Genomic DNA, 25,041 nt, shown 5'->3' on the forward strand with positions numbered 1-25,041 from the left:
CCCAGAGTTTGATAGTTTTGTCATAACTGCCACTGGCAAGGGTCTGACCATCGGGACTGAAGGCGACAGAAATAACCGGGTTGGAATCTCCGGTGAGGGTGGTTTTCAATTCGCCACTGGGGATATCCCAGAGTTTGATAGTTTTGTCATAACTGCCACTGGCAAGGGTCTGACCATCGGGACTGAAGGCGACAGAAATAACCAAGTCGGAATGTCCGGTGAGGGTGGTTTTTAGGGAAAATGACGAAATTAGTAGGGAAATCAAATTGCTATTAAATTGCTTTTGACAATATATCTGCAACCATACCCCTCCGCCAATCAAACCTAAAATCACACCGCCAACAAGCAATTTATTTTTCAGCTTTCCCCGTGACGACGGCTTTTTAGGAGTTGAACTACTAGGAGAAGGCAGCAATTTTAACCATTCTGCCACAGACTGAGGACGGTCTTTTGCCTTCACCGCCATCCCCTTGAGTATCGCCCGATTCAGGTTATCGCTAATACTGGAATTGTGCTGCTTTGGTGGCGTTAATCCCACACCAGTTTGTCTATCTAAAGCATTTATAGGTACAATTCCCGTTAATATTGCATATAATGTCGCCGCTAAAGCATAAACATCTGTATAAGCACCTCGTTTGTATTTTATATAATACTGCTCAACAGGCGCAAAACCTTTGGATAGACTTCGCGTGTGAGTCTGGGTCACATCTTGGGTAAACTCGCGGGCGATGCCAAAATCAATCAAAACCGCCTCCATTCCCCCCTTCTTAGGGGTTCTCAACATAATATTTTGCGGTTTCACATCCCGATGCAACAAACCTTGCTGGTGAACAACCGTCAGCGCCTCACCAATCTGCTGAATATAGCGCAATGCCTCTGCTTCTGGCAAAACTCCCTGCTTGATAACGCGATCGGCTAAATCTTCCCCATCTATATATTCCATCACCATGCACCACAGTCGCCCTTCTTGGACAACTTCGTGAATTTTGACGATATGGGGATGAGTGCATTTCGCCAGTCGCAGCGCCTCGTTGAGGAAATCTTGCTGTAATTCGTCAAAATCGGGGCGACTTTGCACGGTGTCGTTAAGTGTTTTGATGACTACACGCTGTCCGTTGGCATTTCTGGCAAGATAGGTGATACCGAAACCACCATCGCCGAGTTTTTTTTCGATCGTGTATTTGCCGTTTTGGAGTTTATGTCCGTTTACCCAAGTCATTTTTCCCGATTTGGTGGCGCTTGGGTTTATTATGCTCTAGAAACTCGGTTTCTTCAAGAAACCCGGTTTCTGGGGTGAGTTTAAAAAATTACTTATACAAAACAGCTTCTTTTAAAGTCGCAACGCGATCGATCACTGTGCTAATATCTTCTGGCGACGCACCATATCCAGCTATTGCATCACCTAGATGCTTCGCAATAGCATCAAAATGTTCTGGCTGTAAATTTAATCCTTCATGTGCCTTTTCCATTGACCTTCCTGTATATTCTTTAGGGCCACCAAGAGCATAAGATATAAAAGAAGTTTGGTGACGTAGCTGCTTTTTCATGTCTGTATGAGCAAAAAAGTTATTGACTGTATCGTCAGCTAAAATGCGCTTGTAAAAATCATCTACTATTTGCATAATAGCTGTCTCTCCTCCAAGTTTTTCGTATAATGTCATTGTTCTTTACCTATTTTTTGGTGTGAATTTAACGTTGAAATTGGATTAAGGAAATGAATCGCTCATATTTGAAGAGGTGACTTGCTCAATTTACATGATCGCTTGCTTCAAACTATGACAAAATTCTTCAATTGATTTTAATCCTTCTTCGGGCGTTCCTTCTACTAAACGTTTGACAAATGCACTTCCCACAATTGCTGCATCTGCACCCCAATCTTTTACCTGTTTGGCGTGTTCGGGTGCGGAAATACCAAATCCTACACCTATCGGTTTATCGGTGATGGTTCGCATTTGTCCTAATAAACCTTGTACTCGCGATTCTAATCCCGATCGCATCCCCGTGACGCCAGTTACACTAACTAAATAGATAAATCCTTGGGACTTTTGCGCGATCGCGTTAATTCGTTCTGGGGAACTCGTCGGCGCTACCAACAAAACTATATCAATTCCTAATTCTGCCGCAGGTGCGAGCAAAACTTCAGCTTCTTCTAGGGGTAAATCAGGCACCACCAAACCGCTTACGCCTGCTTTTGATATCTGCTGTAAAAATTTGTCAATGCCCCGGTTGAGAATCGGGTTGTAGTAGGTGAAGAGGATGATAGGCGATCGCAAATCCGGTATAACGCCCTCTAACATCTGCAAAACATCATCTAACTGAGTCCCCCTAGCCAGGGCGCGAGTAGCCGCCGCTTGAATTACCGGGCCATCTGCCAAAGGGTCTGAGTAGGGGACACCCAGTTCAATAATATCAGCACCGCTGCGATCCAGAATCCGTAAAGCCTTCGCCGTCGTCTCCAAATCTGGATCTCCAGCCGTGATGAAAGGAATCAGGGCGCATTGAGTGCGATCGCGTAAAGCTGCAAAGCAATCCGAAATTAAAGTCATCTCTTATTAGTCATTAGTCATTGCTCATCAGTCATCAGTCATCAGTCAAAAGGTTAGTAAATAGTAGATAACTTCTTTTTTATCACCTATTACCAACCTACTAAAGACTGATGACTAATGACTCTTTTTCTGTTCTATTTCAGTCTGCATCTTCGCCAGTTCTTCAGGAGTCAGTTCTTCCAGCCGTTTCTGTAAAACCGCTTCCTCATAATCTTTCAGTTGCTGATTATAGGTCATCTGTTTCGTTCCGGCTCGAAATAAGTAAGTCAGCAACCAACCGATTAAGCCTCCAATCAACAACACCTGACTCCAGATACCAGCTTGCACGCTATCTAGCCCAGCCACCTGCAAAACAAGGTAAGCTATGCCACCAGCAGCGAAGACGCCCAGACCAATACCTATAACATCAATCCGTCGCATTTAAGGTTGACCCATTACACTTTTCATACCTCAATCTGCCGCCGCTTGGGTCGAAAATTTAAAACCGGCGCAAGCAGCAACAGTCCTGGGAAGAAAAAGAAAACCAGGAAATACATAAAGGCACGTTCAAACGAGCTAGCCACATACCAGCGGTTTTGCAGGTACATAAATAACGCCAAGGGAATTACCAGTAAGTAAGCCCCACCCAAAATCAGATACAGAAGTGCAACAAGCATTGGTTTTAAAGCAGCAGCAACTTTATAACAACGACCTTCGAGAAGATCGACCGGGGCTTTTGACCACCCACAGGATATGGCCAAGAGCCACGTTCAATACATTTTACTGCTTTCTGTGTTTTTTCCGTCAGGCAGAGTGGGTAAATGCCGTAATTGAACGCACCTCTCTTGGGTTAGGGAGGCCCAATAAGCGGAATTTCGTCAAAATCTTTCAGAAAACCTAGCAATTTGTGTAAACGTAGAATCAAATGGTGCAATAATAGTACAAAGCTAACCACAGCCAAGCCAACTTTGGGGGCGTGGCGGAATGGTAGACGCTACGGACTTAGGCAACTGAGCCTTGATTGAGAAATCTGTCAAGTGACCGCTCTCAAATTCAGGGAAACCTAAATCTGGCAACAGACAAGGCAATCCTGAGCCAAGCCGAGAGATTTAAGATTTGAGATTTGAGATTTGAGATTGACCCCCAATCCGAAATTCTTTCATCCAAAATCCAAAATCGTTTCGGAAGGTGCAGAGACTCGACGGGAGCTACCCTAACGTGAAGCCGAGGGTAAAGGGAGAGTCCAATTCTCAAAGCCTGGGTATTATCCCAGAAGCAGTAGCGAAAGCTGCGGGAGAATGAAAATCCGTTGGCCGTAAAAGGCCGTGTGGGTTCAAGTCCCTCCGCCCCCATATCAATTTCATCTCAAAAAGTAGTGTAGGGTGCCGGGAAACGCACCCTACAGCTAGAGCCCCAAGAGGCTACCAACTTAAGCCGGGACAGTCTCGCCCTTTGCCCCTATCCCCCCAAGCTTGGGGGGATAGGGGGGCAAAAATGGTTTACATTGCCGTTTGCCGAAGAAAAATGGTACAACTATATTATTGGGATAAGCGCACTCCTTTAAAAAAAGGCACATAAGTCAAGGTCTACCTACCTAGAGAGAAACGTTGTAATTTACAGTAGGCTAATGACAACTAAAGCTAACGGTTTTTTAGGAGAAAAAAACAAGTCATAAATGCTTCTTGCCAAAGAACTTCGTCCTGAGTTGCGGTCAATCAGCCTATTCTCTCAGCCTAAAGGCTGACGACAAGTTGCGCCCCTTGTGGTCGCGGTAGTTGACTTTTACTGGCTTTTCGCTGAAGTTGGCTGACGCAGAGGATATCTTATCCTATCCACAGGCAATCTCGCCCTAAGTCAACTGTAGATATCTCCTGCGGTTGAATTAGATTTTCCCTCCTGCATCAGCTAAGCTATACTCAGACAATTTATCGCTGTTTACTTTCCACAAGTAAGTGACGGACGCTAAACTGCAATCAGATTCGATCGGGGTGCCATCAGCTGTATCATTATAAATCTACCAGGGACTACTACCTCCTTAAGCAGAATGATCGGGGATCGTCTACTAACGGTTGCTCAAACGGATACCCTTATCCAGTTAAACCTGGATAGTTCGCATCTTCACCAATTTCAAGCTATTATTTATAAGTTTCTGCTGGGCATTGTCAAGAAATCGTCTCCAGAGGCTGTACTGCGAGAATTTCGACAGTTATTTATCTATCAGGTGGATTGTTCTAATACAGACGCGCTTAATGCCCTATATAAAATTGTTCTTGACAAGAATGAGGCGGAATTTAGAAATACACTCAAGCGGTCTTGTTATATTCTGATTAACAACTGGGATGCAAGCAGACAACATAAGCCGATCCAAGAATTAATTAAACTATTTGCCGAAAAAAAAATAAATGTAGATACTACATCTGGAACTTTAGATTGCGTCAGAACTTGGCTAAACAATTTCGCTAACAGCAAGGACTATGAAGACCTGAAGCTATTTGCTTCGCGCTACGATATTCAATCAGAGTGGGCGCATCGCTATACATCTTATCTTTTGGTGCCTCAGTATATCAATCTAAATAATCCGATAGAACAACGGGAAGCTGCTAGATCCCTTGCAAAGCGCTTGAAAGATAAGTTTAAATTCGATCTGGCGATGTACACGGCTCATTCTCAGTCCCCTGTAGCTAGGGATACTAAGCTTCAAAAACCCAACCCTACAGGTTTGGGGGATGATGTTCTGCGTCTGATTAAGGCAATTGTGGCTAAACGCGGCCCATTTAGCTATGCAAATTTGGCAAATATTTTTGTTAAACAAACTCAAGATGTAACCTACAATTTTTTCAAACATAGTTTGAGTAAATATTTACTATTTTCGGTTGCTAATAAAAAATTTGTTACGGCTTTTCAGAAAAATATGTCTGAAAAGTTATATGTGCTTTATGAAGAGCATGATGACGAGATAGTGAATGACGCCCTGAGACTGAGAACTTGTAATCGGGTGATTGAATATTTAACAACTGAAAATAATCGAGAGCCTTCGGCGTTATTTGCTTTACTTCTGTCTCAAGGTAATCCACTGACTTTAGTCGTAATTCTGCTGAAAGTAATTCTGATTTCACCGAACTCTCGCACTCATTTAGAAGCTAATATCGCAGCTTTGATACAGTACTATCAAAAATATCCTGAAATAGAATGTAAGTGGTTGATTACTTTCTTGGAAGTTTTTAATATTACGTTTGCAATTTATGCTGAAAATGTTAAATATAATTTAATCCAAATGTCACAAAATAATGGTTCTAGGAACCAGTCAAATAGGACTTTGGATGACTGCCGAATTTTTTCCCAACTAAAGGAAGAGCCAAGCTTAGAAATGGCTGATGAGGAGGTGCAGCTAGAGGAAACGATCTAGGTTAGCTATTAGCTGTTAGGCGTGATTCGAGGAAAATTAGTCCGGCACCGATCGCTTCCGCCAAAATACTGACGAGGCGGTAAAGGGCGACAGCGCTGAGAATGAGACCGGGTGAAAAGCTGCGATCGAGAAGCGCGATCGCACTTGCCTCGAAAACCCCTATACCCCCCGGTGCCCCTGGAACCACCAAGCCCAACAGCCATGCCAAGCTAAAAGCGCCCAACAGCAGAAATATCTGGCTGGGATGTACCTCTTTTACCGCTTGCCAGGTAAACAAAAAACCGATACCCCGCAGACTTAAAAAGCCCATCTCTCCTAACAAAGGCAGCAGGGGATAGCGTTTCATTCGGAAAGTACTGGTATCAACCGTAGCAAAGCCTTTTGCCTTAGCCTTCAACCTACTCACCCATTGAATTAGCGGGTTCAAAATCCACGGATGAACTCCTACCAAAACTGCTGCCAGAGCGACAAATCCCAGCCAGCGCAAAGGATCGGGTAAGCCGCCTGCTTGTACTGGCAGGGCACTAATTAGGGCAACGAGTAGGCCAGAGGCAGCCATCAGCAGCTGTTCCAATAACACGCTGAGGGTAGCAGTACCTGGGGAGACACCTGCATCGATCGCAGCCTTTATGCGTCCGTAGAAATGCCAAACATTCCCCGGTAAATACTTAGCAATATTCGTTTTCAAGTAAACTTTGACACTCCAGACACCGCCGATCGGTCGATCGAGTTCCCGGAGAATCCAACTCCACACCCAGCCAGACCAAATGTGAGCTAGTAGGGTGACACCGATTGCTACAGCCAAACTTGCCCATCCCACAGCGCTAATCCGAATCGCCGCCACCTCAGCAGCGCGATCCTTGAGTACCTTAGCCAAAAAAAACAGCGTCCCGCCTACGATCGCAAAACGCAGATAGGGTTTCAGGCGCGATCGGATTTGCTTCATAAAGTTTGCGATTTGACTACCCAACAAATTATAAACTTCGGGAAATCCGTAGAAGTATGGTTTCTACGTCTTCAGTGAGAGTACGGGGGATGGTAGGTTTCTAGCTTGAGATTGATACCAGTTCTGTTTTGAAACCGTAAGCTTATCAATAGTGATGCTTGCTTAGCTCACTCGTAGCTCACCTCTCAACTCGTTTAACTGTTTCCAACGACCTGTAGAGAATTCGGAAAGAAGGAGAAACTTTTATCATGAAACGTTCTAATTTGTCCAAAGCTGTTGGCGCTGGCCTTCTGAGTTTGAGTCTGGCTACTCTCCCCGCAGTTCTGCCCGCTTCTGCCCAAACCAATACGACTCCCAATAGAAGCGATACAACTACCAATACAACCACCGACTCCAACAATCGCAGCCAAGGCGTTCAATCTGAAAGAGGCGATCGCGACTTTGACTGGGGTTGGTTAGGTCTGCTAGGCCTAGCTGGTTTAGCCGGATTGGCTCGCCCCAAACGCGAAGAACCCGTGCGTTATCGCGAACCTGATGAAGTGAGCCGCCCAGGCGCTCGCTTCTAATAGATTTATTACCACAAATCATAACAGCCAAGAGGGCTTTAGTAATTTGAACTAAAGCCCTCTTTAATTAAAGCATCTTATATCTTTCTAAGGATAGAAATTTTTTACAGCAGACGATCGCAAAGATGAGACTTGGGCTAGATGAAGGTAGCAGTCTTTTATTCTTAGACTGAAAAAAGTTGGATAAAAAAATGGAGAAGTTTGTGAAACAGTTGGCTACTTTTTTGAAAAAAGTGCGCCTCCGCCAGATATTAACGACATTCCATAAGTTTGGAATTATTCTCTTGGTCAACTCACAATATTTTCAACTTGTTGTCTGCAATTAGCACGCATATAGCTAATTAGCTAGACATCCAAATTTCCTTAAAACACAGAAAGGAGTCTTTCGATGAACAACGCGATCTCTTTTATCAAGCGCCTTAATTTCGTCAGAGTTTTAACAGTTTTTTTCGCAGGCATCATACTCTTCGTCAGCACCGCTTGCGGTAGTCCTACCGTGCAAGCCAAGGGTCTAGATAATAATCCCCGCCCAGAAGTGCCTAAAGAGGCTGTAACTAATACCTACAAAGGTGGGATGAACGACTTTAGCGATGTCGATCCTCGATTTGACACTTCAGCAGCCAACAAAAAAGCCGATCGTCTGATCGAAAGTGCTGAGCATAATTTGACCGCCAGGACTGGCAATCCCGCAGAAGCCATCAAACGTGCAGCTAACGATGCACCTGACAGTGCCAAAGAAGCGGGTAAGAATGTGAATCAAGCAGCTGGAAACGTTGCTGATAAAGCTGCGGATTCAGCTAAGGATTTTGCTGAAGGTACTCGTCGAGGAGTAGAAAACATCAAGCAAAATACTCAAGATGCCGCCAAGGATGTGGCTAAGAGTGCTGATAAAGCAAAATATCGCGCCGGGGAAGCTGCTGATAATACCAAGCAGGGTCTAGACAAGGTATTTAACAAGGACATGGATTAATTTGTCCGCAAACTGAATTTATTAGGTATGTTGTTGCGCTTTAGCGCTAAGAGCGCTAAAGCGCAACAACGTACCTAAGATTTCACTATGACTAATCGACCGGACACGATATTAGTCGCATAACTTGAGGGAAAGAAAAAGTAAAAATTACTTTTTTCTTTTCTCTCTACCTCTGCCCTCTATTGCCAATTCTCAATTCTCATCTTCAGACCTTGGGATTGACAAGAAATTCGTTTATGACTGTAGGCGATCGACTGACGATCGCACTCGGATTAGCGTCCAGTTGGGGCTGGCTGTAAGGTTCGATACCGTAGGTGATCACGCGCAGCTGTTGCGTCTGCCGATCGATCTCAAATTCATTCCAGCCATAGTAGTGAGCTGCCACATAACTGCCGCTAAGCAGATTAGCATCAATTTGCCCATTAGCTATAGCTAAATTGTTATCTAACCCAATAGGGTCATATCCCAAGGGGATAATCCGATTATCTATAACCTGCTTGACAAAAGCGTCTTTTTGCGAAACATCGGTCAGCGCGTTATACCGATCTTTTTCTGATTGCGGAAGAACAGCATTCGGTGTGAATGCGACTGTTGCTGGCCCAAACGGGGCTGCAAATGGCCCTTGCCCAATATTTAACTGAATAGCCACAGGATTTGTCATCACATCAATAACATCTGTAGGGATTTGGGGCTGGCCGAATCCCTCTTGATAGGTAACGTTATTGGTAACAAAGCCATGAAAATCTCCACTGACAAAGACAACATTTTTGATGTTGTTTTGTTTAATGAAACGGAGCAGATCCGTCCGCTCAGCAGCATAACCTTCCCAGCGATCGCCCGCAACTGGAATCCCAAAATTCTGAATCGGATCTGTTGACATGATAAATTTCCAAGTGACACCAGCATTTTGGGTTGCCAATAAATCCTTCTTCAACTCCTGAAGTTGCACTCCTCCCAGTAGAGTGCGGTTAGGTTGAAAGACATCGCTCAGAAACTTATTAACAGTAGCTTGGTCTGAAGTTTCTGGGATACTCCTGATGGGAGTATCTCGGAAAGAGCGCAAATCTAGCATAAACATGGCCGCATCGCTGCCGAAGGTATTAAAGCGATAAAGCTTTTGCTCATTAGCCGTGCGGAGGTCGCCAGTTTCGCTGTAGAAATCATTCCGTACAGGGTTGTATGCCTGAAAAGCTTGCAAAGCGCGATCGAACACAGGCGTGTCATTGACAAAGCCTTCCCCAGTCCCAAAAATTCCCTCCTTTTGAGGAGAAACTGCTGGTGCTGCACCTCCGGCGAAGTCATTTGTCAATTCGTGGTCATCCCAGGTGGCATAGGTGGTAGTGGTAGCCTGGACGTTAGCCCAGGAATTGATGCCATAACGCTGGGCGTAAACTTCATTTTGCTTGGTGTTAAACTCGATCGCAGTTTTCGGTTGTCTGACTCCCGGTAAATCTGGAGATAAGTCGTCTACATAGGCGCTGTCACCTATGCGAGCGAAAAAATCGAGGTTGCGTCCGGGTGCATTTGCGATCGCCGGAAACGGAGCAAGTTGACCCTGCCAGTCACCAGCCACCCCAAACCGCAAACCAGCACGAGTTCCCAACCCAGCTGGTGTCCGAAACTGTCCCGCCAAAGTTGTGCCTGCAGCGTCCCTCACCCGATAAAAGTATTGGGTTCCAGGAGTTAAATTCGTTACCTGTACCTTGATGGGTACAGTGGGGTCAGTGGTGACATTGCTTAAAGTTCCCAGAATATTGCCAAAATTCGAGTCAGTCGAGTACTCAAAAGTCACCGTACCGGGAACGGTGCTGCGTGTCCACAACACAGTTGATGTCTGTGTTGTATCCCCAGCAGCTATGCCATTAGGCAATGTCGATCCACGCAGGTCGATCAAAGGAGTAAATTGGCGTCCTTCTGCCGCACCAAACTGGATATAGTGTTCTATACCCGTCAGTTCGTCTCTTTGAACGGCAGCAGCAACATCTGTATTTCGGGCTAAATAATAGCTGGAGTTAAATAGGGTACTAGGGTTACGCCCCTCAAATTCACCAAACTTAGCGAAGTGTTCTATTCCCGTCAGTCCGCCCGAACCAACCGCTCCTGCCACATCCGAATTTTGAGCTAGATAATAAGCGGTATCGAATAATACAGTGGGGTTGCGACCTTCGATTTGACCGAAGCGGATGAAGTGGTCAATCGCTGTAATTTCCCCTCTTCCTACTACCGCCTCAACATCCAGGTTGGTGGCGAGATAATAGGCGGTATCAAACAAAGCAGTGGGATTGCGGCGTTCATTTTGGCCGAACTTAAGGAAGTGATCGTAGCCATTCCCGAAGAGGCCACCAGCAACCGCCTGTGCGACATCTTGGTTTCGAGCTAGATAAAATTTTTCGTCAAATAGGGTGCTGCTGTCTAACATAACCTCAAAACCTTAATGTTGTTTGCAGGTTCTCAAAATAAATGCTTTTCTTTTTCAAATGCCTAGTATTGCAAAACATCAATGTTTTGTCAAGATTCACCCTAGCAGTTATGGCTGCTATTTAGAAAAAATCATGCTAATAACATAAGTTGCTAATTATATTATTAATGCTTTTGCAGCAGGCTAAGTTGTTGCGCTTACGCGCTCTACGTGCGCAAACGCGCAACAACTTACCATTCAAAAATCTGACTTCTGGAAAGAAAAATTTTCTGATTTGTTTGTTATTTTAGCGTATATTTAGTAAAATTATGATACCAATCGCTGTCAGCCAGTTCACTTTCAATCTTAAGAAATAATTATGTTGACCGATCGCGAGCTATTTAACGAGAGTTTTTATCGCGCCACAAATCCAGATGTGGTAGCAGCCATATCAACAGGACAGTTTTCCACTGGGTTTGACCACTTTATGAGGTTTGGTGAATTTGAGAGGCGAAACCCCAGCGCTTTTTTCGATAGCAGCTATTATCTGCAACAAAACCAGGATATTGCAGCAGAAGTGACAGCAGGTAGAACAACCGCATTTGAACATTTTATCTTGCGCGGTCAATTAGAAGGTCGCAATCCCAATCCCCTCTTCGACACGAGTTTTTATCTTACCAATAACTCGGATGTTGCTGCTGCCACAGGAGATCAGCTTACGGGTGTAGAACACTTCGTCAAATTTGGTGCCAAAGAGCTGCGTAATCCCAGTCGCTTCTTCAATGCTAGCTTTTATTTCAACCGAAACCCAGATGTTGCCCAAGCAGGACAAAGAGACGAAATTACTGGGGTAGAACACTACATCGAGTTTGGTCAGTTTGAGGGTCGCATTCCCCGTCGCCTGTTCAGTCAGATGTTCGTCTTTGGCGATAGTATCTCAGACGATGGTAACCTGTTTGTCTTCACAGGCGGCGCTGTTCCGCCAAGTCCACCCTACTTCAACGGACGTTTTAGCAACGGCCCAGTTTGGGTGGAAGATCTCGCGCCTACACTGGGGTTAGCGATCGATCCTAACACCAACTTTGCCTTTGGCGGTGCCTTATCGGGAACTCAGAATACCGGCAACATTCAGACTGGGCTCTTTTTACCGGGATTGCAGCAGGAAATCGATAGTTTTGTCGCCGCTAATCAGGCGGGTGCAGATTCCAATGGACTTTATGTGGTATATGCCGGTGCGAATGATTACCTTGGCGGCGGATCGACAGATTTTGCGACGACGGTTAATAATCTGGCTAGTGCGATCGCAAAACTCGCCGCAGTTGGGGCGAGAAACTTTATGGTACCCAACCTGCCAAATTTGGGATCGAGTCCGGGAGTAGCTGCTAGAGGGCCCGAAGCTCAGCAAGGACTGGCGCTGTTGACCAACGCACATAATAGCACTTTGGCTGCGACCGTGGAAAATTTAGAACAAAATCCGAACATTAACATTATTCCTGTTGATGTTAGTAGTTTGTTTAGTAATGCGATCGCCAATCCCGCCAATTTCGGATTCACAAATGTCACCAATAATCTCGTACCTGGAGCCGGAACTGACCCTAGCGTGAGAAATTTTTCCTTACCGCCAGGAACTAACCCGAACCAGTATTTATTTTGGGATGCGATACATCCTACTGCCCGTGCCCACGAGTTCATTGCACAAACTGCTCTGAAAGCAACTACGGCGATTCCAGAACTGGTAGAAATTTTCGGTTCTTTCGGATCGAATATGCTGTTGTAGTAGCACAGCATCGTCAATATGTCGGTCGTACCAAGATTTTAATTAGCTGTGTTACTACAAAATGAACAGGAGTGAACATTAGCATAATAATTCCCAAAGACCCGATCGTCAAATTGTCTGTTGTCATCGTTGGTTAAATTTTTACCGCAGATGAAGACAGATGAACGCAGATTAACGCAGATAAGAATAATCACACGATTTTTTTAGGTAACCGATGCGTAAGGACATAATATGACTAATGACTAATGACTATACCACGCTTGCAACGCTAGTCGATGTACTTCTCGCCAACTAACATTATTTTCCTTGGCGAATGCGGCACAATCTTCGTATTCTGGTTGCACGTTTGTAATGACACCACCGCTACCAGATACTTTTACGCGCACTTCACCGTAAGGCGTCATCACCCGCTGAATTTCCCTCTGCAAAATAGCTCTGATTTGGGTAGAACGGCGGATACCCAATGTTGTTGTTTCTCGGAATAAAACTGTTTCACAAGTTTGTTCATTTTCTGGATGACAGATAACTGTTAACAACACACCTTGGCGCGATTTTTTCATCACAATCGGCTGGGTAAAAACATCTAGGGCACCAGCTTCAAATAAAGCATCAAATGTGTATGCGATCGCCTGCGGACTCAAATCGTCAATCTGCGTTTCCAACACCGAAATCGTTTCTTGTATTGTGGGGTGGGCATCTTGCCCGCCTTTTTCCTGTTGCGCCTGCTCCACAAGAGTTTCGCCAATCCAAAGTCGCAAGATATTGGGAATAGGTAAGTTCCGGGAACCTGCGCCCAGTCCGATGCGCTGGATACTCATCTGGGGTGGGGGGCCAAAGCTAGTGGCGAGAGTGACTGCGATCGCAGTACCTGTGGGCGTACACAATTCCTTCTCAATCCCGTTGCTGTAAACCGGCACCTGGCGAGACTCCCACAATTTCAGCACGGCAGGCGTTGGCACCGGCAACAGTCCGTGCGCTGCCCGCACCGTACCGCCCCCAGTCGGCATAGCCGAACAATAGAGTTGGTCAATCCCCAGCCAATCCAATCCCAAACAAGTACCGACAATATCCACTAGAGCATCAGTCGCCCCAACTTCGTGGAAATGCACTTTCTCCGGCGCTATACCGTGAACGGCACCTTCTGCTTCTGCCAATTTGCGAAAAACCGCCAAACTTGCGGCTTGCGCCCGCACGGGCAACTTAGCCGTCAAAATCAAAGCCTCAATTTCTGGCAGATGGCGTCCGTGGTGAGAATGACCGTTACCTTGGTGGTGATGATGATGGTCATCTGTTAAATCCACATGGACTTTAGTTGCTTGCTGACCGTTGCGGTGAACGAGTTCTGCGCGTAACTGGTACTCGTGGGAAATGCCTAAAAGGTTGAGCTTTTCGATCGTGTAGTCCAGGGGAACACCGGCATCCACCAGCGCTCCCAGACACATATCACCCGCAATTCCAGCGGGACATTCAAGGTAAGCTAGCTTGTTCATCGGTTATGGGGCATGGGGAATTAGTCAATAGCAACTAATAATTAACGAATAAGTAAATGTGATAATGTCAGAGCCGAAAAAAATTTTCGATAATGTAAAAGATTGTAGACGATTACCTGCTACTCAAACGCTGCTGACCGTTAGGCCACTTCGATTGCTACACGGGCATTCCAGCCGGTCGCTTCAGGCATCGGTTCCATCCACAGAAAAATTTATGGCTACGATTTACACAATTCATCCAGAAACGCCCCAAAGCCGCAGTATAGAGCAAATTAAGGATGCCCTCAAGGATGGGGCAGTGATGCTGTATCCTACGGATACCGTCTATGCGATCGGCTGTGACCTTTATGTCAAGTCGGCGGTGGAACGGGTGAGGCGGATTAAGCAGCTATCCAACGACAAGCCGCTGACGTTCCTTTGTTCTTCTCTATCTAATGTTTCGACTTATGCTTGGGTGAACGACTCCGCCTACCGAATTATGAAGAGTTTGATTCCAGGGCCATACACTTTTATACTCCCGACAACTAAGTTAGTGCCTCAGCTAGTAATGAGTCCCAAGCGCAAAACTACTGGGATTCGGGTTCCGGATCATCGGGTATGCTTAGCTTTGTTAAATGCACTGGGCAATCCAATTATTTCTACTTCGGCTCACGTCCTGGACGACGAAGAGTATGCGCCGATGCCTGGGGTGGAAAAAAATGGCTTCTTCTCGCGGGTGGAACTGTTTGACCATTTGGAAAAACTCGTGGATGTGATAGTGGACAACAGTCAGGAACCGGGATATGAAGGTTCGACAATTCTGGATCTGACCGGAGAAGAACCGATTGTAGTGCGGCAGGGATTGGGATGGGGGGAAGTTGCTGCTTGGGTTGTCTGAGCAGTTTAGGGACAGTTCGCGTCCGCGTCTGCCCCTACTCCGACCGCGAACAGTAAGGTGGGGGCAAATAAATCATTCAGGACTTACGCACTAACCAAGGTTTTGCCCCCCTTGCCCCCCAAATCTGGGGGGAACAGGAGTCTTGAAGCCCTTTTATTGCCGACCTACTTATAAAGAAGCTGTGAAGAAAAAACTCCTAAGTGTTAAGTAAGAGTGAATTTTTATTTATTAAATTAGTCATCACTTATTTCTGCCAATGACTAATGACAAATGACGAATTACTAATTATGAACCAGTTGGCTGATTGTCCACTCGGAGATATGGTGGCGCCCTCAAGTGGAAGAGGTGCGATCGCATCCTGTCTAAATGCCTGAAAGTCCTTCTCCACAAAGGATTAGTCGGCTTTTTCCTCAGTAGTAGGAGTGAATCACTCTACTCACCTCTAAGAGCTAATTTTTGACCAATGAAAGAACAGGGACACCGCATCAACTGCGGGAAATTGTGGCTGCTTAGAGTCTAAATGTAGGCGGTTGAAGCAACGCAGGTTGCACTCAACTACCTCACCCCTCCACTAAACTCTCAGCTTGGCACAGTGCCATCTCCCAGGACAGCTATGAAAACCAGATATACGAATTCCTCTACCCCAACCCTAGAAGCTTTACCGGAATGTACCGATATGAATGTTCGCCCTTCACAGCAAGAGTCCGAAATGGATAGGGAAACTCTCGCCCAGGAAATCGTGAAACAATTGCAGGCTCAAATCCAGTCTGAGGGCGGGGTAAAAATATCTAAAGCCTCTGTGGGGACAGTGGCAGACCGAATTGCTAAAGAGGTGGAAAGAATTTGCCGCCAAAGTTCGCGCATCCAAAAATCGGGCCAGATTCGCTCTTGGCAACTGAACTTGGCGCGGCATCGGTTGCAAAAGTGTCTGACATACTACAATCTGGGTTCTAAACAAGGCCGCGTCGAACTGCACAGTACTCTGGGTGCGATCGTTTATCGCTACATTACGCCGATGCGTCAGCAATTAAGCTTCCAAGCTCGCTATCACCTGATCGAGGACTTCCTACAAGGCTTTTTTATGGAGTCTCTCAAAGCTTTCCGCAGAGAAACAGAACTCCCAGAAGACTATACTCCTCGCACTTCGCTGGAAGTTGCCGAGTACTTATCATTCACCGAGCAATATGCCAGACGCCGGATTAATCTGGGCAAGAGTGCTACTCAACAGTTAATTGTACTGCGTGCCCAAGCTTTTTCCCGCCGCCAGCCAGCGGAGACGACGATGGATATGGAACTGGCTGCCGAATCTCCTAAAAGTGAAGACGCTCAAACTCAACGACGCGACCCTGCAATGCAACAGGTGCGTGCTTCTATGGTAAGTCAGACAACCGATCCGGCTCTTGCGGTGTTGCGCGATCGCCTGATCTCGGAATTGATACAATACTTAGAATCCCAAGGTCAATCCGACTGCATTGATTACCTAACCTTAAAACTGCAAGACCTCTCTGCAATGGAAATCGACGATGTTCTTGGTTTGTCTTCCCGTCAGCGCGACTACTTACAACAGCGTTTTAAGTACCATGTGGAAAAATTTTCCCGCATCCACCAATGGCAATTAGTGCATGAATGGTTAGGTGCGGATCTGGATCGAAAGCTGGGGATGAACTCTCAGCAGTGGTCAGCGTTTTGGCAGAAACTTACGCCACAGCAGCAGCAATTGTTGCAACTCAAACGGGACGGCGCTAGCTTGAGCGCGATCGCCACTGCTCTCAAATGGACTCCCAAACAGGTGGAAAAGCGTTGGTCTCAGCTTTTGGAACTAGCTTGGCAAGCTCGTAACAGCAGTAACTTTACTCAAAATCGGTAGTGGACAGGGCTAGTCGGTAGTCGGTAGAATGACCAATGACTAATGACTAATGACTAAAAAGCACGGTCAAAAACCATGCTTAGTATAGCTCCGCTTGCCCCCAGAGCTTCAGCCTGACGAGAAAGTGGGTATTTTTCATAAATCGGTGGATGATGGGCAATGTATATTTTTGCTAAGTTAGTTTTGTCTGTTTGTTTCAGTCCCCGATCGAGATTAATTTAGATCGTCTACTTTAAAGATCTAGAGATTATACACCAACCCACGCGACTTGTGAGGCAGTTATGCCAGTCAATGTTCAGAAATCAAATTCAGCCCAGCTAGCAAATGGGGAAATATTAGGAATAAAGGAAGTATTCAAGACAATTAACGCGGAGAGCTGTCCGCGTTATTTCAACTTCCATATGCACACCATCTGCTCGGATGGCAACCTGAAGCCGGAAGAGTTGATCGAGCAAGCAATAGCGATCGGTCTCAAAGGGCTTGCCATCACAGATCACCACACCGTTCGCGGTTACGAGGTGGCTAAAAGCTGCTTAGATTACAAGAAGAAGCAAAGGCACCCCGATGATTCTGACAACGATCTACCTCACCTGTGGACTGGGGTGGAAATCACCTCTAACCTCCTGGGAACTGAAGTTCACATTCTCGGTTATGCTTTCGACCCAGAACACCCCTCTATCCTTACCTATTTGCTAGGTGAACGTCCCTTGGATGTCGAAGCAGAAGCAGGTAATGCGATCGCAGCCATTCATCAGGCTGGTGGCTTGGCGGTACTGGCTCACCCAGCTCGTTATCGGCTCAAGGCTGCCCAACTGATCCCAGAAGCCGCTCGCCTGGGAATCGATGGCGTCGAAACCTACTACGCCTACAACAATCCCAGCCCTTGGCGTCCCAGTCCAGAACAAACCCAACAGGTGCAACAGTTAAGCGCAACTTACGGATTGTTAAATACTTGCGGCACCGATACTCACGGTCTTAACTTGCTACAGCGCCTCTAGTCTGCAAATAATACACAGCAAACTTACCGAAAAACGCTCTTGAAAGCCTCCGGGCTTTAGACTTATGGATGAAATTCGCTCCTCGTTTTAATCGCAGTCAAGCTTAGGGAATGGCTTGCTATTTCATGGTCTAGCAATTGGTTGAAACTTCAACACTTCAACAGAAGATAGCTAGGGTTCATCAAAAGATTAGTGACACTCGAAAGGACTGGCAATTTAAGGTGGCACATTATCTCTGTGACCAAGCTGGGATGATATTCGTTGAGGATATCAACTTTAAGAATTGGGCAAAAGGGATGTTTGGGAAACACACTCTTGATGCTGGGTTTGGACAATTCTTCAATATTTTGTCCTACGTCTGCAGGAAACGTGGCGTATACTTTGCCAAAGTAGATAAGGACTATACCAGTCAAACCTGCCCTAATTGTGATGTTATAACTGGCCAGAAAGATTTGTCAGAGCGAGAACATTGTTGTCAATCGTGTGGATACCGAACACATAGGGATGTAGCCGCAGCGCAAGTAATTAGAAGTCGAGGTCTAATTGCGGTCGGGCAGACCGCGAACAAAATTGCTTCTGGAGGCGTACTGGCGGGGTTTGATGGCAACATCAGACTAGCTAATGCCGTTAAGAGAAGAATCCCCGCCCTAAAGGGCTGGGGAGTGTCAAGGTTCTAACTGCGATCGATGTTAGAAACCGCCAGTTTGTATCGTCATCAGCGCAAATACACCAATACTTGTTAGAACTAATAACGCTCCTAGAGAATGTGACTGACCCAAATGTCTTGCAGGTTTTGAAACTTTCATAGCTGATTTTTATTAATAGGGGATGATTGTATCAAAAATAACAGTATTTTTACTTAAAATTTAAAACTTAAAATTTCTTCAATTAACTTAAAATTTCTTCAAATAAATATAAGTATTTACTTTAGCAAAGTCAGCCAGACGCTAGCTGGCGATGCTGAAGAAATTAGTATAAGTAAACACTTTGCGAATTAATTATTCTCAGGCGATCATGGGAACAATAATATCGTGAGGCGTGGTGAGCTTGTCAAAGCGTAAGTCTCCAAAAGCAAGGAGCAGGTGAGACTGTGAAACCATGTCAAACCAGGGTGGCTATGAAAATAGAAAAGATATCTGTGATATCTGTGGGATGGGACAAGAGGTGGGCAAGTGCTGCTGTTAGATTGGCGACGCTGATATTTTCCTTGCCGATTCTCGTAGGTAGCTGCGCGATCCTGACTACCCTATGGCTTTGGCAGACAGTGAAAATCCAGGAGCAAACTCAGATTGAGAGCAAAGTTCAGGGCCATGTTCAGTTAGCTGCCGAGACACTAAAAAATGACGTGGAATCCCAACTGAAAGTTCCCTTTGTTGGTTTGAGACAGATGGCAAATCGTTGGCAAACTCAGGGTAAGCCAACTAGAAGGGAGTGGAAAGCCGCTTCACAAGCTTATATGGACTTCTACCCTAATTGCCAAATCGTACAGTGGGTAGATGCCTCGTTTGGGCCGCGCTGGACAGTATCGAGAGAAGGAATTGCTGAGCCAGACAGAGAGTTGCACCAAAAAATGCTAGCGGCTTACGACGGCAAGCAACAGGAAATTATGGTAGTTCCCTCGATCGGGCCCCAAAGAAGCAAAGAGTTGTGGGTTTATGTTCCTTTGCTTTATGAGGGGCGCAAGTACGGTTTCTTCTTCGCGGCTTATAGCAAGGAAGGCTTGTTAAAAACTATTTTTAACAAAGATATTGTTCCCCAGTACGGGCTAAGCGTGTTTGATGACAATACGGAAATCTTGAGCCGTAACAAAGCAGATCGCCAAAATGCGGAAGCTTGGGAGCGGGAGATAAATTTTACTGTGGATGGTATGGCTTTGCGGGCGGGAATCTGGCCTAGTTCCCAGCTGCTAGCTGAAGAACGATCGCATCTGCCTGAATGGATACTGGGTACGGGACTTTTATTATCTGCTTCCCTCACTTTAGCAGTACACAGCATTCAAAGGGCGCAACGACGGACAATAGAGGCAGAGGTAGCAAATTTTACCTTATATCAACAAATCAGCGATCGCGAGCGAGCCGAAGAAGCATTGCAGCAATACGTACAGATGATGGATCTGGCGAATGACGCGATCGTGATTCGGGATTTGGATGATTTGATCGTTTATTGGAATTCTGGTGCAGAACGGCTCTACGCTTGGAAAAAGCAAGAGGTATTCGGAAAATACATCCACACATTTTTGAAAACGATATTTCCCCAACCACTGGAACAAGTTTTGGAAATATGTCTGCGTGAAGGACATTGGGAGGGTGAATTGATCGATACTAAGCGAGATGGCAGACAAATTTCTGTTACGAGTAGCTGGACTTTGCTGCGGGATAAAAATGGCAACGTTTCCAGTATCCTCCAAATCAACAAGGATATCAGCGAACGCAAACAAATTCTGCAAGCTTTGCAGCAAAGTGAAGAACGGTTCCGCTGCGCTGTTTTTTATGCACCTTTTCCCCTAATCATTCACGCTGAAGATGGGGAAATAATAGCCATTAACCAAAGCTGGACTCAATTGAGCGGTTATAACCATAGCGACATTCCGACGATGGCGGATTGGATCGAAAAAGCTTATGGGGAAAGAAAGGAATCAATCAAGGCAGATATCGATCGGTTGTATAACATTAATAGCCAAGTGGCACAAGGAGAATATGTCATTACCACCTCAAATGGCTCTCAAAGAACTTGGGATTTTAGTTCGGTTCCTTTAGGTAAACTACCGGATGGAAGACGTTTGGTAATGAGTATGGCTGTGGACATTACCTCTAGCAAACAGGTACAGGAAGTTTTGCAGCAGTCGGAAGCGCAGATCAGACAAAAAGCTACCGAGCTGGAAGCTGCTTTCCGAGAACTGCGAGATACCCAAGCGCAACTGATTCAAAGTGAAAAAATGTCTTCTCTGGGTCAGCTGGTAGCTGGTGTGGCGCACGAAATCAATAACCCCGTTAATTTCATCTACGGCAATATCACTCACGCCAGGGAATATACGGAAGATTTATTAAGATTGGTACAACTCTATCAAGATGAATATGCCAATCCCACAGAAAGAATCAGAGAGGAAATTGAAGCGATAGACCTAGATTTTTTGATCGCAGATTTGCCTAAACTTCTCGCTTCTATGAAAGTGGGGGCTGAGCGCATTCGCGAGATAGTTCAGTCGCTGAGACACTTTTCCCGTTTAGACGAGGCGGAAAGGAAAGAGGTCGATATTCACGAAGGTATTGATAGTACGCTGATGATTCTGCAAAATCGCTTTAAAGGGAAATCGGATCATCTCGGTATTCAAGTGATTAAAGAGTACGGCAAGTTGCCACTGGTTGAGTGCTATGCCGGACAACTCAATCAGGTGTTTATGAATCTGCTTAGTAATGCGATCGATGCGTTGGAGGATTACAATAAAAAGCTAACGATCGCGGAAATTCAGGCTAATCCCAGTACCATCACCATTAGCACTTCCTTGGGGCATGGGAGATGCAGGATTGGGGATAGGGAAGAACAACCTTCAATGCTCAATAGCCAATTTGTTGTAATTCGGATTGCTGATAACGGCCCAGGAATGACAGAAGAGGTACGCAAACGCCTGTTTGACCCGTTCTTTACCACCAAACCCGTCGGCAAAGGAACGGGACTGGGTTTGTCGATTAGTTACCAAATTGTAGTAGAAAAGCATCGTGGCAAATTGGAGTGTTGTTCCCAACCGGGATTAGGAGCAGAGTTTGCGATCGAGATTCCTCTTTGCCAGTCTAATTTGAAATAATTAGTTGGTTAAACCGTGTTCGAGAGCGTAGCGGACTAATTCGGTGCGGCTGTTGGTGCCGGTTTTGCTAAATAAGCGGCTGACGTATTTTTCCACATTGCGAACGCTGGTTTCTAGACGACGCGCTATTTCTTTGTTCATCAGTCCTTGTGCTACTAAGTCGAGGACGCTTTGTTCTCTTGGGGTGAGGTCTATTTTGATGGATGACGCAATTTGCGCGATCGCAGGTCGCTGTTTTAATTGTTCCCTAATTTCAGCCAGCTGACGCGCTATTTCGTCCAGGTTGGTGCCTTCTGACGTTTTCTCCGTAGCAGTTCTGCGCTCTAGCAAGTTTTCTACGATCGCTACCAACTCATCCGGGTCGAATGGCTTGGAGAGGTAAGCATCGCAACCGGCATTATACCCTAGAATGCGGTCTTTGGTCATACCTCTAGCGGTCAAAAATACTACTGGCAGCGCCTTGAAGCGGGGATCTTCCCGCATTTGCTTGAGGAACTGATAGCCATCCACCTGGGGCATCATTACGTCTGTAATTACCAAGTCGGGAAGATGTTGTTGCAGTTTCTGCCAGCCTTCATTGGCGTTAGCAGCAACGTCAACGGTAAAATTGCTATCTTCCAGGTAGGCTTGGACAGCTTCCCGTATTCCGGGTTCATCATCGACCAGCAACAATTGTCCCGACATCTATCTCACCTTTACACGCTACTATTTTTAATTTAGCTAAATCAGCAATACGGTTATCCGCCATTAGACCGAACTTGACAAAATTACAGCCCTTGTCAGGTGAGGTACAGACAAACCGGGTGTACTTCAGGCAGCTGAAAACCGCTTTATATGAGAATTCGCCAAAAAAAAGGGGCAATTTGCTCCCTTTTTAACTAAAAATCACATCTTGCACCATTCTTAACAAGATCCGACAACCGGGTTTTTAGACGAAAAATTTAGGCTGTAAGCTTTGGGCTGTGGCAAGAAACAAAGGTGATAACGCTGGTACCAGATCTGAGTTACAACAATGCTGAGTACCGAGTAACGAGCAAAGAATCAACTTCACTCAGCACTCAGCGCTCAGCACTCAGCACTTAAGACTGAAATAGACCGCTAGTAAGCCAAGCCCATACTGCGAGTCGTTTCGGCTCCCAGGTAAACCCGGATGCTCAGAAAGTCTGTGGGACAAGCAGTTTCGCACCGCTTGCAGCCAACGCAGTCTTGTGTGCGAGGGGATGAGGCAATTTGGGCTGCTTTGCAGCCATCCCAAGGAACCATCTCCAGCACGTCAGTCGGGCAAGCGCGGACGCATTGAGTGCAGCCAATGCAGGTATCGTAGATTTTTACTGAATGAGACATGGAATAAAGACTCCGAATGAAGGCTCAACAACTGGAATATCTGCAAAACGCAGATTTGAACGATAAGCTTCTCAGGATCAAGGCTTAGTTTACCGCAGGGCTTTCTGCCACTTCTGCAAAAGTCAGCAAAACTTCAAAGAATGTAATACACCGGCTTGGGCCATTGGCGAGCGAAAGTCTTGGCTTCCGGTTGGTCAACTCTGCCTTTCGCCTTGCGGTTGCTGGTGCTACCTCTCAAGCTGCACTGGAGAGCATTCAGGGCCGATCCTGTGAGATTTTTACTTAAAATTTAAAATTGCCACACCCTGCGATCGCATAAACTTAATCTTTTTGAGGTTATCCTGCATCTAGCCTCGCTAACCGCTGAAAGTTAAAATTGTCAGGTTAGCCACGCTATAAAACGCCATATTTTTTCGTATCTATCTAAAGATAGATATTTATCATTGTGCAAATTATTACTGACTTACTAAGGGATATTACTGAGTAAAAACGTACTCGCAGGGATGGCTAATATTGTACCCACGGCGACAGTTGAAGCCATCATACAGGTATAAAAATTTATTTTTTATACTTGGGAACCTAGTCTTTTGCAACACCGTCTTACTGGGTAACGTATCTATTCTTCTGTACTCTACGGGAGATAAAACGTTGTCCACTATTCTTTGCGGGAGAGCGATTGTATGTCTTTAAGTGTGAAGGACGTTTTCGACGAGAAGTTCTACAAGAAAAAGTACAAGAAAGAGATTGACAAGGCGGTCAAAGAAGGCAAAGCCAAAGATGCCAAAGACCACTACGAAAAAATTGGCAAGTTCGAGGATTTAAATCCCTGCGAAGCGATCGATGTCACCAAATACCGCCAACAAAATAAAGACGTTGATGAGGCGGCCACAGGTGGCAAGCTTAGTGCTACGATCGATCACATACTGGGGAGCGGCGACAGAGAGGGTCGCGGCACAGGTACTGATTATTTCAATGTCAAAGGGTATGCAGATGCTAACGTGGATGTAAAGGACGCAGCCTCTAAAGGTGAAATCGGTTACTTTGAACACGCCCTTAAGTTTGGTGCCAAGGAGAAGGGTCGCAGTCTCGGTGGTGGTGCCTTCAACAGCCAGTCTTACGGGAAGAATGACAAAGTAAAGAAGGCGATCGAGAACGGGGAAGTCTCCAGCTCTTTGCAGTACTACATTACAAAAGGTGCATCGGATGGCGACAGCCCGAACTCCTATTTCGATAAAGACGAGTACCTAAAGCAGAATAAAGATGTCGCGGACGGCGTTGAAAAGGGGACAATTACCAATGTCTTCCAGCACTGGAATCAGTACGGAATCAAAGAAAATCGTCCGTTCAACTCCATGATCGACGTCAATCTCTACCTGACGCAGAGCCCGGATGTCGCCGATGCAGTTAAAAGCGGCTCGATCACCATCTACGAACACTTAACTACGTATGGCTTCAAAGAGGAGCGTGTATTCAGTAAGAACTTCGACCTCAAACTTTACAAGGAACTGAATTCAGGGGTAAAAGATTCGCTCGACAAAGGTGAATATGACAATGCCTTCGAGGAGTATCTCCAGGAAGGTAAGGCGAAAGGTTACATTGCATCAACCGACTTCTCAGGTGCGACTGACGCAGATAGTTTGATCAAGATCGCCCTTAAGGATGGTGCCTCCGGTGGAAAAGATAGCAAACAGGTAATCATAGGCACTGATGAAGATGCAGTCATCAAAGGTGCTCAGGGTGCAGGCGTCCTGATCGGTGGTGAAGGCGACAACCTGATAATTGGTGGAAAATCCAATGATGTCCTCATAGGAGGAGAAAAGAAGAACTACCTATCTGGTGGTGCTGGTAACGACGTCCTCTACGGTGGATCTGGCGAATCTATCCTCTTTGGCGGTGACGGAGATGATGTTTTGATCGGCGGTAAGAAGGATACTGTCATTTATGCCGGTAATGGTAAGGATACCCTCGTCGGCGGAAGTGGCAAAGACACATATGTGTTTACTTACAGCCCGAAGACTGGCACTGGCACTGACTCGATGAGTGGTGGCACTGGCACCGACTCGATGAGTGGTGGC

Annotated in this window: 20 protein-coding genes; 10 read left to right on the forward strand and 10 right to left on the reverse strand. The window is 45.8% G+C overall.

Translation table 11 applies throughout. The features are described from left to right. The 5 genes from LAY41_RS01030 to ndhL all read right to left on the reverse strand — a co-directional run. Positions 1–1,219: serine/threonine-protein kinase (locus LAY41_RS01030; protein WP_249093143.1), on the reverse strand; the 1,219-nt coding region annotated here is incomplete at its 3' end. A gap of 88 nt (positions 1,220–1,307) precedes the next feature. Continuing rightward, positions 1,308–1,661, reverse strand: coding sequence for a group I truncated hemoglobin (locus LAY41_RS01035; RefSeq protein WP_249093146.1), 354 nt, complete (start codon positions 1,659–1,661; stop codon positions 1,308–1,310). Positions 1,662–1,751: 90 nt separating this feature from the next. Continuing rightward, positions 1,752–2,546, reverse strand: coding sequence for a tryptophan synthase subunit alpha (gene trpA, locus LAY41_RS01040; RefSeq protein WP_249093149.1), 795 nt, complete (start codon positions 2,544–2,546; stop codon positions 1,752–1,754). Between the two features lie 114 nt (positions 2,547–2,660). After that, positions 2,661–2,966, reverse strand: a complete 306-nt coding sequence (locus LAY41_RS01045; RefSeq protein ID WP_249093151.1) for a DUF3007 family protein — start codon at positions 2,964–2,966, stop codon at positions 2,661–2,663. A 23-nt stretch (positions 2,967–2,989) separates the two neighbouring features. Further along, positions 2,990–3,202 carry an NAD(P)H-quinone oxidoreductase subunit L gene (ndhL, locus tag LAY41_RS01050; RefSeq protein WP_249093154.1) on the reverse strand — a complete coding sequence of 71 codons (213 nt, stop codon included), beginning with the start codon at positions 3,200–3,202 and terminating at the stop codon, positions 2,990–2,992. A gap of 1,367 nt (positions 3,203–4,569) precedes the next feature. Here ndhL and LAY41_RS01055 point away from each other — a divergent pair. Next, the gene (locus LAY41_RS01055; RefSeq protein WP_249093157.1) at positions 4,570–5,931 is read left to right on the forward strand and encodes a hypothetical protein; all 1,362 of its coding nucleotides are present in this window, start codon (positions 4,570–4,572) and stop codon (positions 5,929–5,931) included. Between the two features lies 1 nt (position 5,932). Here LAY41_RS01055 and LAY41_RS01060 read toward each other — a convergent pair whose 3' ends face one another. Beyond that, positions 5,933–6,877, reverse strand: coding sequence for a lysylphosphatidylglycerol synthase transmembrane domain-containing protein (locus tag LAY41_RS01060; RefSeq protein ID WP_249093159.1), 945 nt, complete (start codon positions 6,875–6,877; stop codon positions 5,933–5,935). A 248-nt stretch (positions 6,878–7,125) separates the two neighbouring features. On the opposite strand from LAY41_RS01060, the gene LAY41_RS01065 reads away from it, so the two are divergent. Together LAY41_RS01065 and LAY41_RS01070 are read left to right on the forward strand one after the other, a co-directional pair. Continuing rightward, on the forward strand, positions 7,126–7,443 hold the full coding sequence (locus LAY41_RS01065) for a WGxxGxxG family protein (RefSeq protein WP_249093161.1): 318 nt from the start codon (positions 7,126–7,128) through the stop codon (positions 7,441–7,443). Positions 7,444–7,831: 388 nt separating this feature from the next. Further along, positions 7,832–8,413, forward strand: a complete 582-nt coding sequence (locus LAY41_RS01070; RefSeq protein ID WP_249093163.1) for a DUF6658 family protein — start codon at positions 7,832–7,834, stop codon at positions 8,411–8,413. A gap of 205 nt (positions 8,414–8,618) precedes the next feature. Here LAY41_RS01070 and LAY41_RS01075 read toward each other — a convergent pair whose 3' ends face one another. Further along, positions 8,619–10,832: an alkaline phosphatase D family protein gene (locus tag LAY41_RS01075; protein WP_249093165.1), complete on the reverse strand. Its 2,214-nt coding sequence runs from the start codon at positions 10,830–10,832 to the stop codon at positions 8,619–8,621. A 358-nt stretch (positions 10,833–11,190) separates the two neighbouring features. Here LAY41_RS01075 and LAY41_RS01080 point away from each other — a divergent pair, with 358 nt between their 5' ends. Next, positions 11,191–12,588, forward strand: a complete 1,398-nt coding sequence (locus tag LAY41_RS01080; protein ID WP_249093167.1) for an SGNH/GDSL hydrolase family protein — start codon at positions 11,191–11,193, stop codon at positions 12,586–12,588. 242 nt (positions 12,589–12,830) lie between these two features. On the opposite strand, the gene larC is transcribed toward LAY41_RS01080, so the two are convergent. After that, positions 12,831–14,078 carry a nickel pincer cofactor biosynthesis protein LarC gene (larC, locus tag LAY41_RS01085; protein WP_249093169.1) on the reverse strand — a complete coding sequence of 416 codons (1,248 nt, stop codon included), beginning with the start codon at positions 14,076–14,078 and terminating at the stop codon, positions 12,831–12,833. Between the two features lie 214 nt (positions 14,079–14,292). On the opposite strand from larC, the gene LAY41_RS01090 reads away from it, so the two are divergent. The 5 genes from LAY41_RS01090 (at position 14,293) to LAY41_RS01110 (ending at position 21,622) form a co-directional block, all read left to right on the forward strand. Continuing rightward, the gene (locus LAY41_RS01090; protein ID WP_249093171.1) at positions 14,293–14,955 is read left to right on the forward strand and encodes an L-threonylcarbamoyladenylate synthase; all 663 of its coding nucleotides are present in this window, start codon (positions 14,293–14,295) and stop codon (positions 14,953–14,955) included. Positions 14,956–15,568: 613 nt separating this feature from the next. Next, positions 15,569–16,822: a HetZ-related protein gene (locus LAY41_RS01095; RefSeq protein WP_249093174.1), complete on the forward strand. Its 1,254-nt coding sequence runs from the start codon at positions 15,569–15,571 to the stop codon at positions 16,820–16,822. Positions 16,823–17,103: 281 nt separating this feature from the next. Continuing rightward, a complete protein-coding gene (locus LAY41_RS01100) occupies positions 17,104–17,820 on the forward strand; it encodes a PHP domain-containing protein (protein WP_249093176.1) in 717 nt (238 codons plus the stop codon). Between the two features lie 137 nt (positions 17,821–17,957). Then, positions 17,958–18,497 (forward strand): RNA-guided endonuclease InsQ/TnpB family protein, encoded by a 540-nt coding sequence (locus LAY41_RS01105; RefSeq protein ID WP_476726970.1) that lies wholly within the window; start codon positions 17,958–17,960, stop codon positions 18,495–18,497. Between the two features lie 440 nt (positions 18,498–18,937). After that, positions 18,938–21,622 carry a PAS domain S-box protein gene (locus LAY41_RS01110; RefSeq protein WP_249093178.1) on the forward strand — a complete coding sequence of 895 codons (2,685 nt, stop codon included), beginning with the start codon at positions 18,938–18,940 and terminating at the stop codon, positions 21,620–21,622. Here LAY41_RS01110 and LAY41_RS01115 read toward each other — a convergent pair whose 3' ends face one another. Together LAY41_RS01115 and psaC are read right to left on the reverse strand one after the other, a co-directional pair. After that, complete coding sequence (locus LAY41_RS01115; protein WP_249093181.1) at positions 21,623–22,306, reverse strand: response regulator transcription factor; 684 nt, start codon at positions 22,304–22,306, stop codon at positions 21,623–21,625. Between the two features lie 414 nt (positions 22,307–22,720). After that, a complete protein-coding gene (gene psaC / locus LAY41_RS01120; RefSeq protein ID WP_013320503.1) occupies positions 22,721–22,966 on the reverse strand; it encodes a photosystem I iron-sulfur center protein PsaC in 246 nt (81 codons plus the stop codon). 680 nt (positions 22,967–23,646) lie between these two features. On the opposite strand from psaC, the gene LAY41_RS01125 reads away from it, so the two are divergent. Further along, the coding region (locus LAY41_RS01125) for a calcium-binding protein (protein ID WP_275973850.1) at positions 23,647–25,041 on the forward strand (1,395 nt) is incomplete at its 3' end.

The organism is Argonema galeatum A003/A1 (assembly GCF_023333595.1).
GTDB classification, from domain to species: Bacteria; Cyanobacteriota; Cyanobacteriia; order Cyanobacteriales; family Aerosakkonemataceae; genus Argonema; species Argonema galeatum.

Bases quoted from the DNA above. Each gene is read 5' to 3' on its own strand.
- LAY41_RS01035 (WP_249093146.1), bottom strand. From the start codon at position 1,661: ATGACATTATACGAAAAACTTGGAGGAGAGACAGCTATTATGCAAATA.
- trpA (WP_249093149.1), bottom strand. From the start codon at position 2,546: ATGACTTTAATTTCGGATTGCTTTGCAGCTTTACGCGATCGCACTCAA.
- LAY41_RS01045 (WP_249093151.1), bottom strand. From the start codon at position 2,966: ATGCGACGGATTGATGTTATAGGTATTGGTCTGGGCGTCTTCGCTGCT.
- ndhL (WP_249093154.1), bottom strand. From the start codon at position 3,202: ATGCTTGTTGCACTTCTGTATCTGATTTTGGGTGGGGCTTACTTACTG.
- LAY41_RS01055 (WP_249093157.1), top strand. From the start codon at position 4,570: ATGATCGGGGATCGTCTACTAACGGTTGCTCAAACGGATACCCTTATC.
- LAY41_RS01060 (WP_249093159.1), bottom strand. From the start codon at position 6,877: ATGAAGCAAATCCGATCGCGCCTGAAACCCTATCTGCGTTTTGCGATC.
- LAY41_RS01065 (WP_249093161.1), top strand. From the start codon at position 7,126: ATGAAACGTTCTAATTTGTCCAAAGCTGTTGGCGCTGGCCTTCTGAGT.
- LAY41_RS01070 (WP_249093163.1), top strand. From the start codon at position 7,832: ATGAACAACGCGATCTCTTTTATCAAGCGCCTTAATTTCGTCAGAGTT.
- LAY41_RS01075 (WP_249093165.1), bottom strand. From the start codon at position 10,832: ATGTTAGACAGCAGCACCCTATTTGACGAAAAATTTTATCTAGCTCGA.
- LAY41_RS01080 (WP_249093167.1), top strand. From the start codon at position 11,191: ATGTTGACCGATCGCGAGCTATTTAACGAGAGTTTTTATCGCGCCACA.
- larC (WP_249093169.1), bottom strand. From the start codon at position 14,078: ATGAACAAGCTAGCTTACCTTGAATGTCCCGCTGGAATTGCGGGTGAT.
- LAY41_RS01090 (WP_249093171.1), top strand. From the start codon at position 14,293: ATGGCTACGATTTACACAATTCATCCAGAAACGCCCCAAAGCCGCAGT.
- LAY41_RS01095 (WP_249093174.1), top strand. From the start codon at position 15,569: ATGAAAACCAGATATACGAATTCCTCTACCCCAACCCTAGAAGCTTTA.
- LAY41_RS01100 (WP_249093176.1), top strand. From the start codon at position 17,104: ATGCCAGTCAATGTTCAGAAATCAAATTCAGCCCAGCTAGCAAATGGG.
- LAY41_RS01110 (WP_249093178.1), top strand. From the start codon at position 18,938: ATGAAAATAGAAAAGATATCTGTGATATCTGTGGGATGGGACAAGAGG.
- LAY41_RS01115 (WP_249093181.1), bottom strand. From the start codon at position 22,306: ATGTCGGGACAATTGTTGCTGGTCGATGATGAACCCGGAATACGGGAA.
- psaC (WP_013320503.1), bottom strand. From the start codon at position 22,966: ATGTCTCATTCAGTAAAAATCTACGATACCTGCATTGGCTGCACTCAA.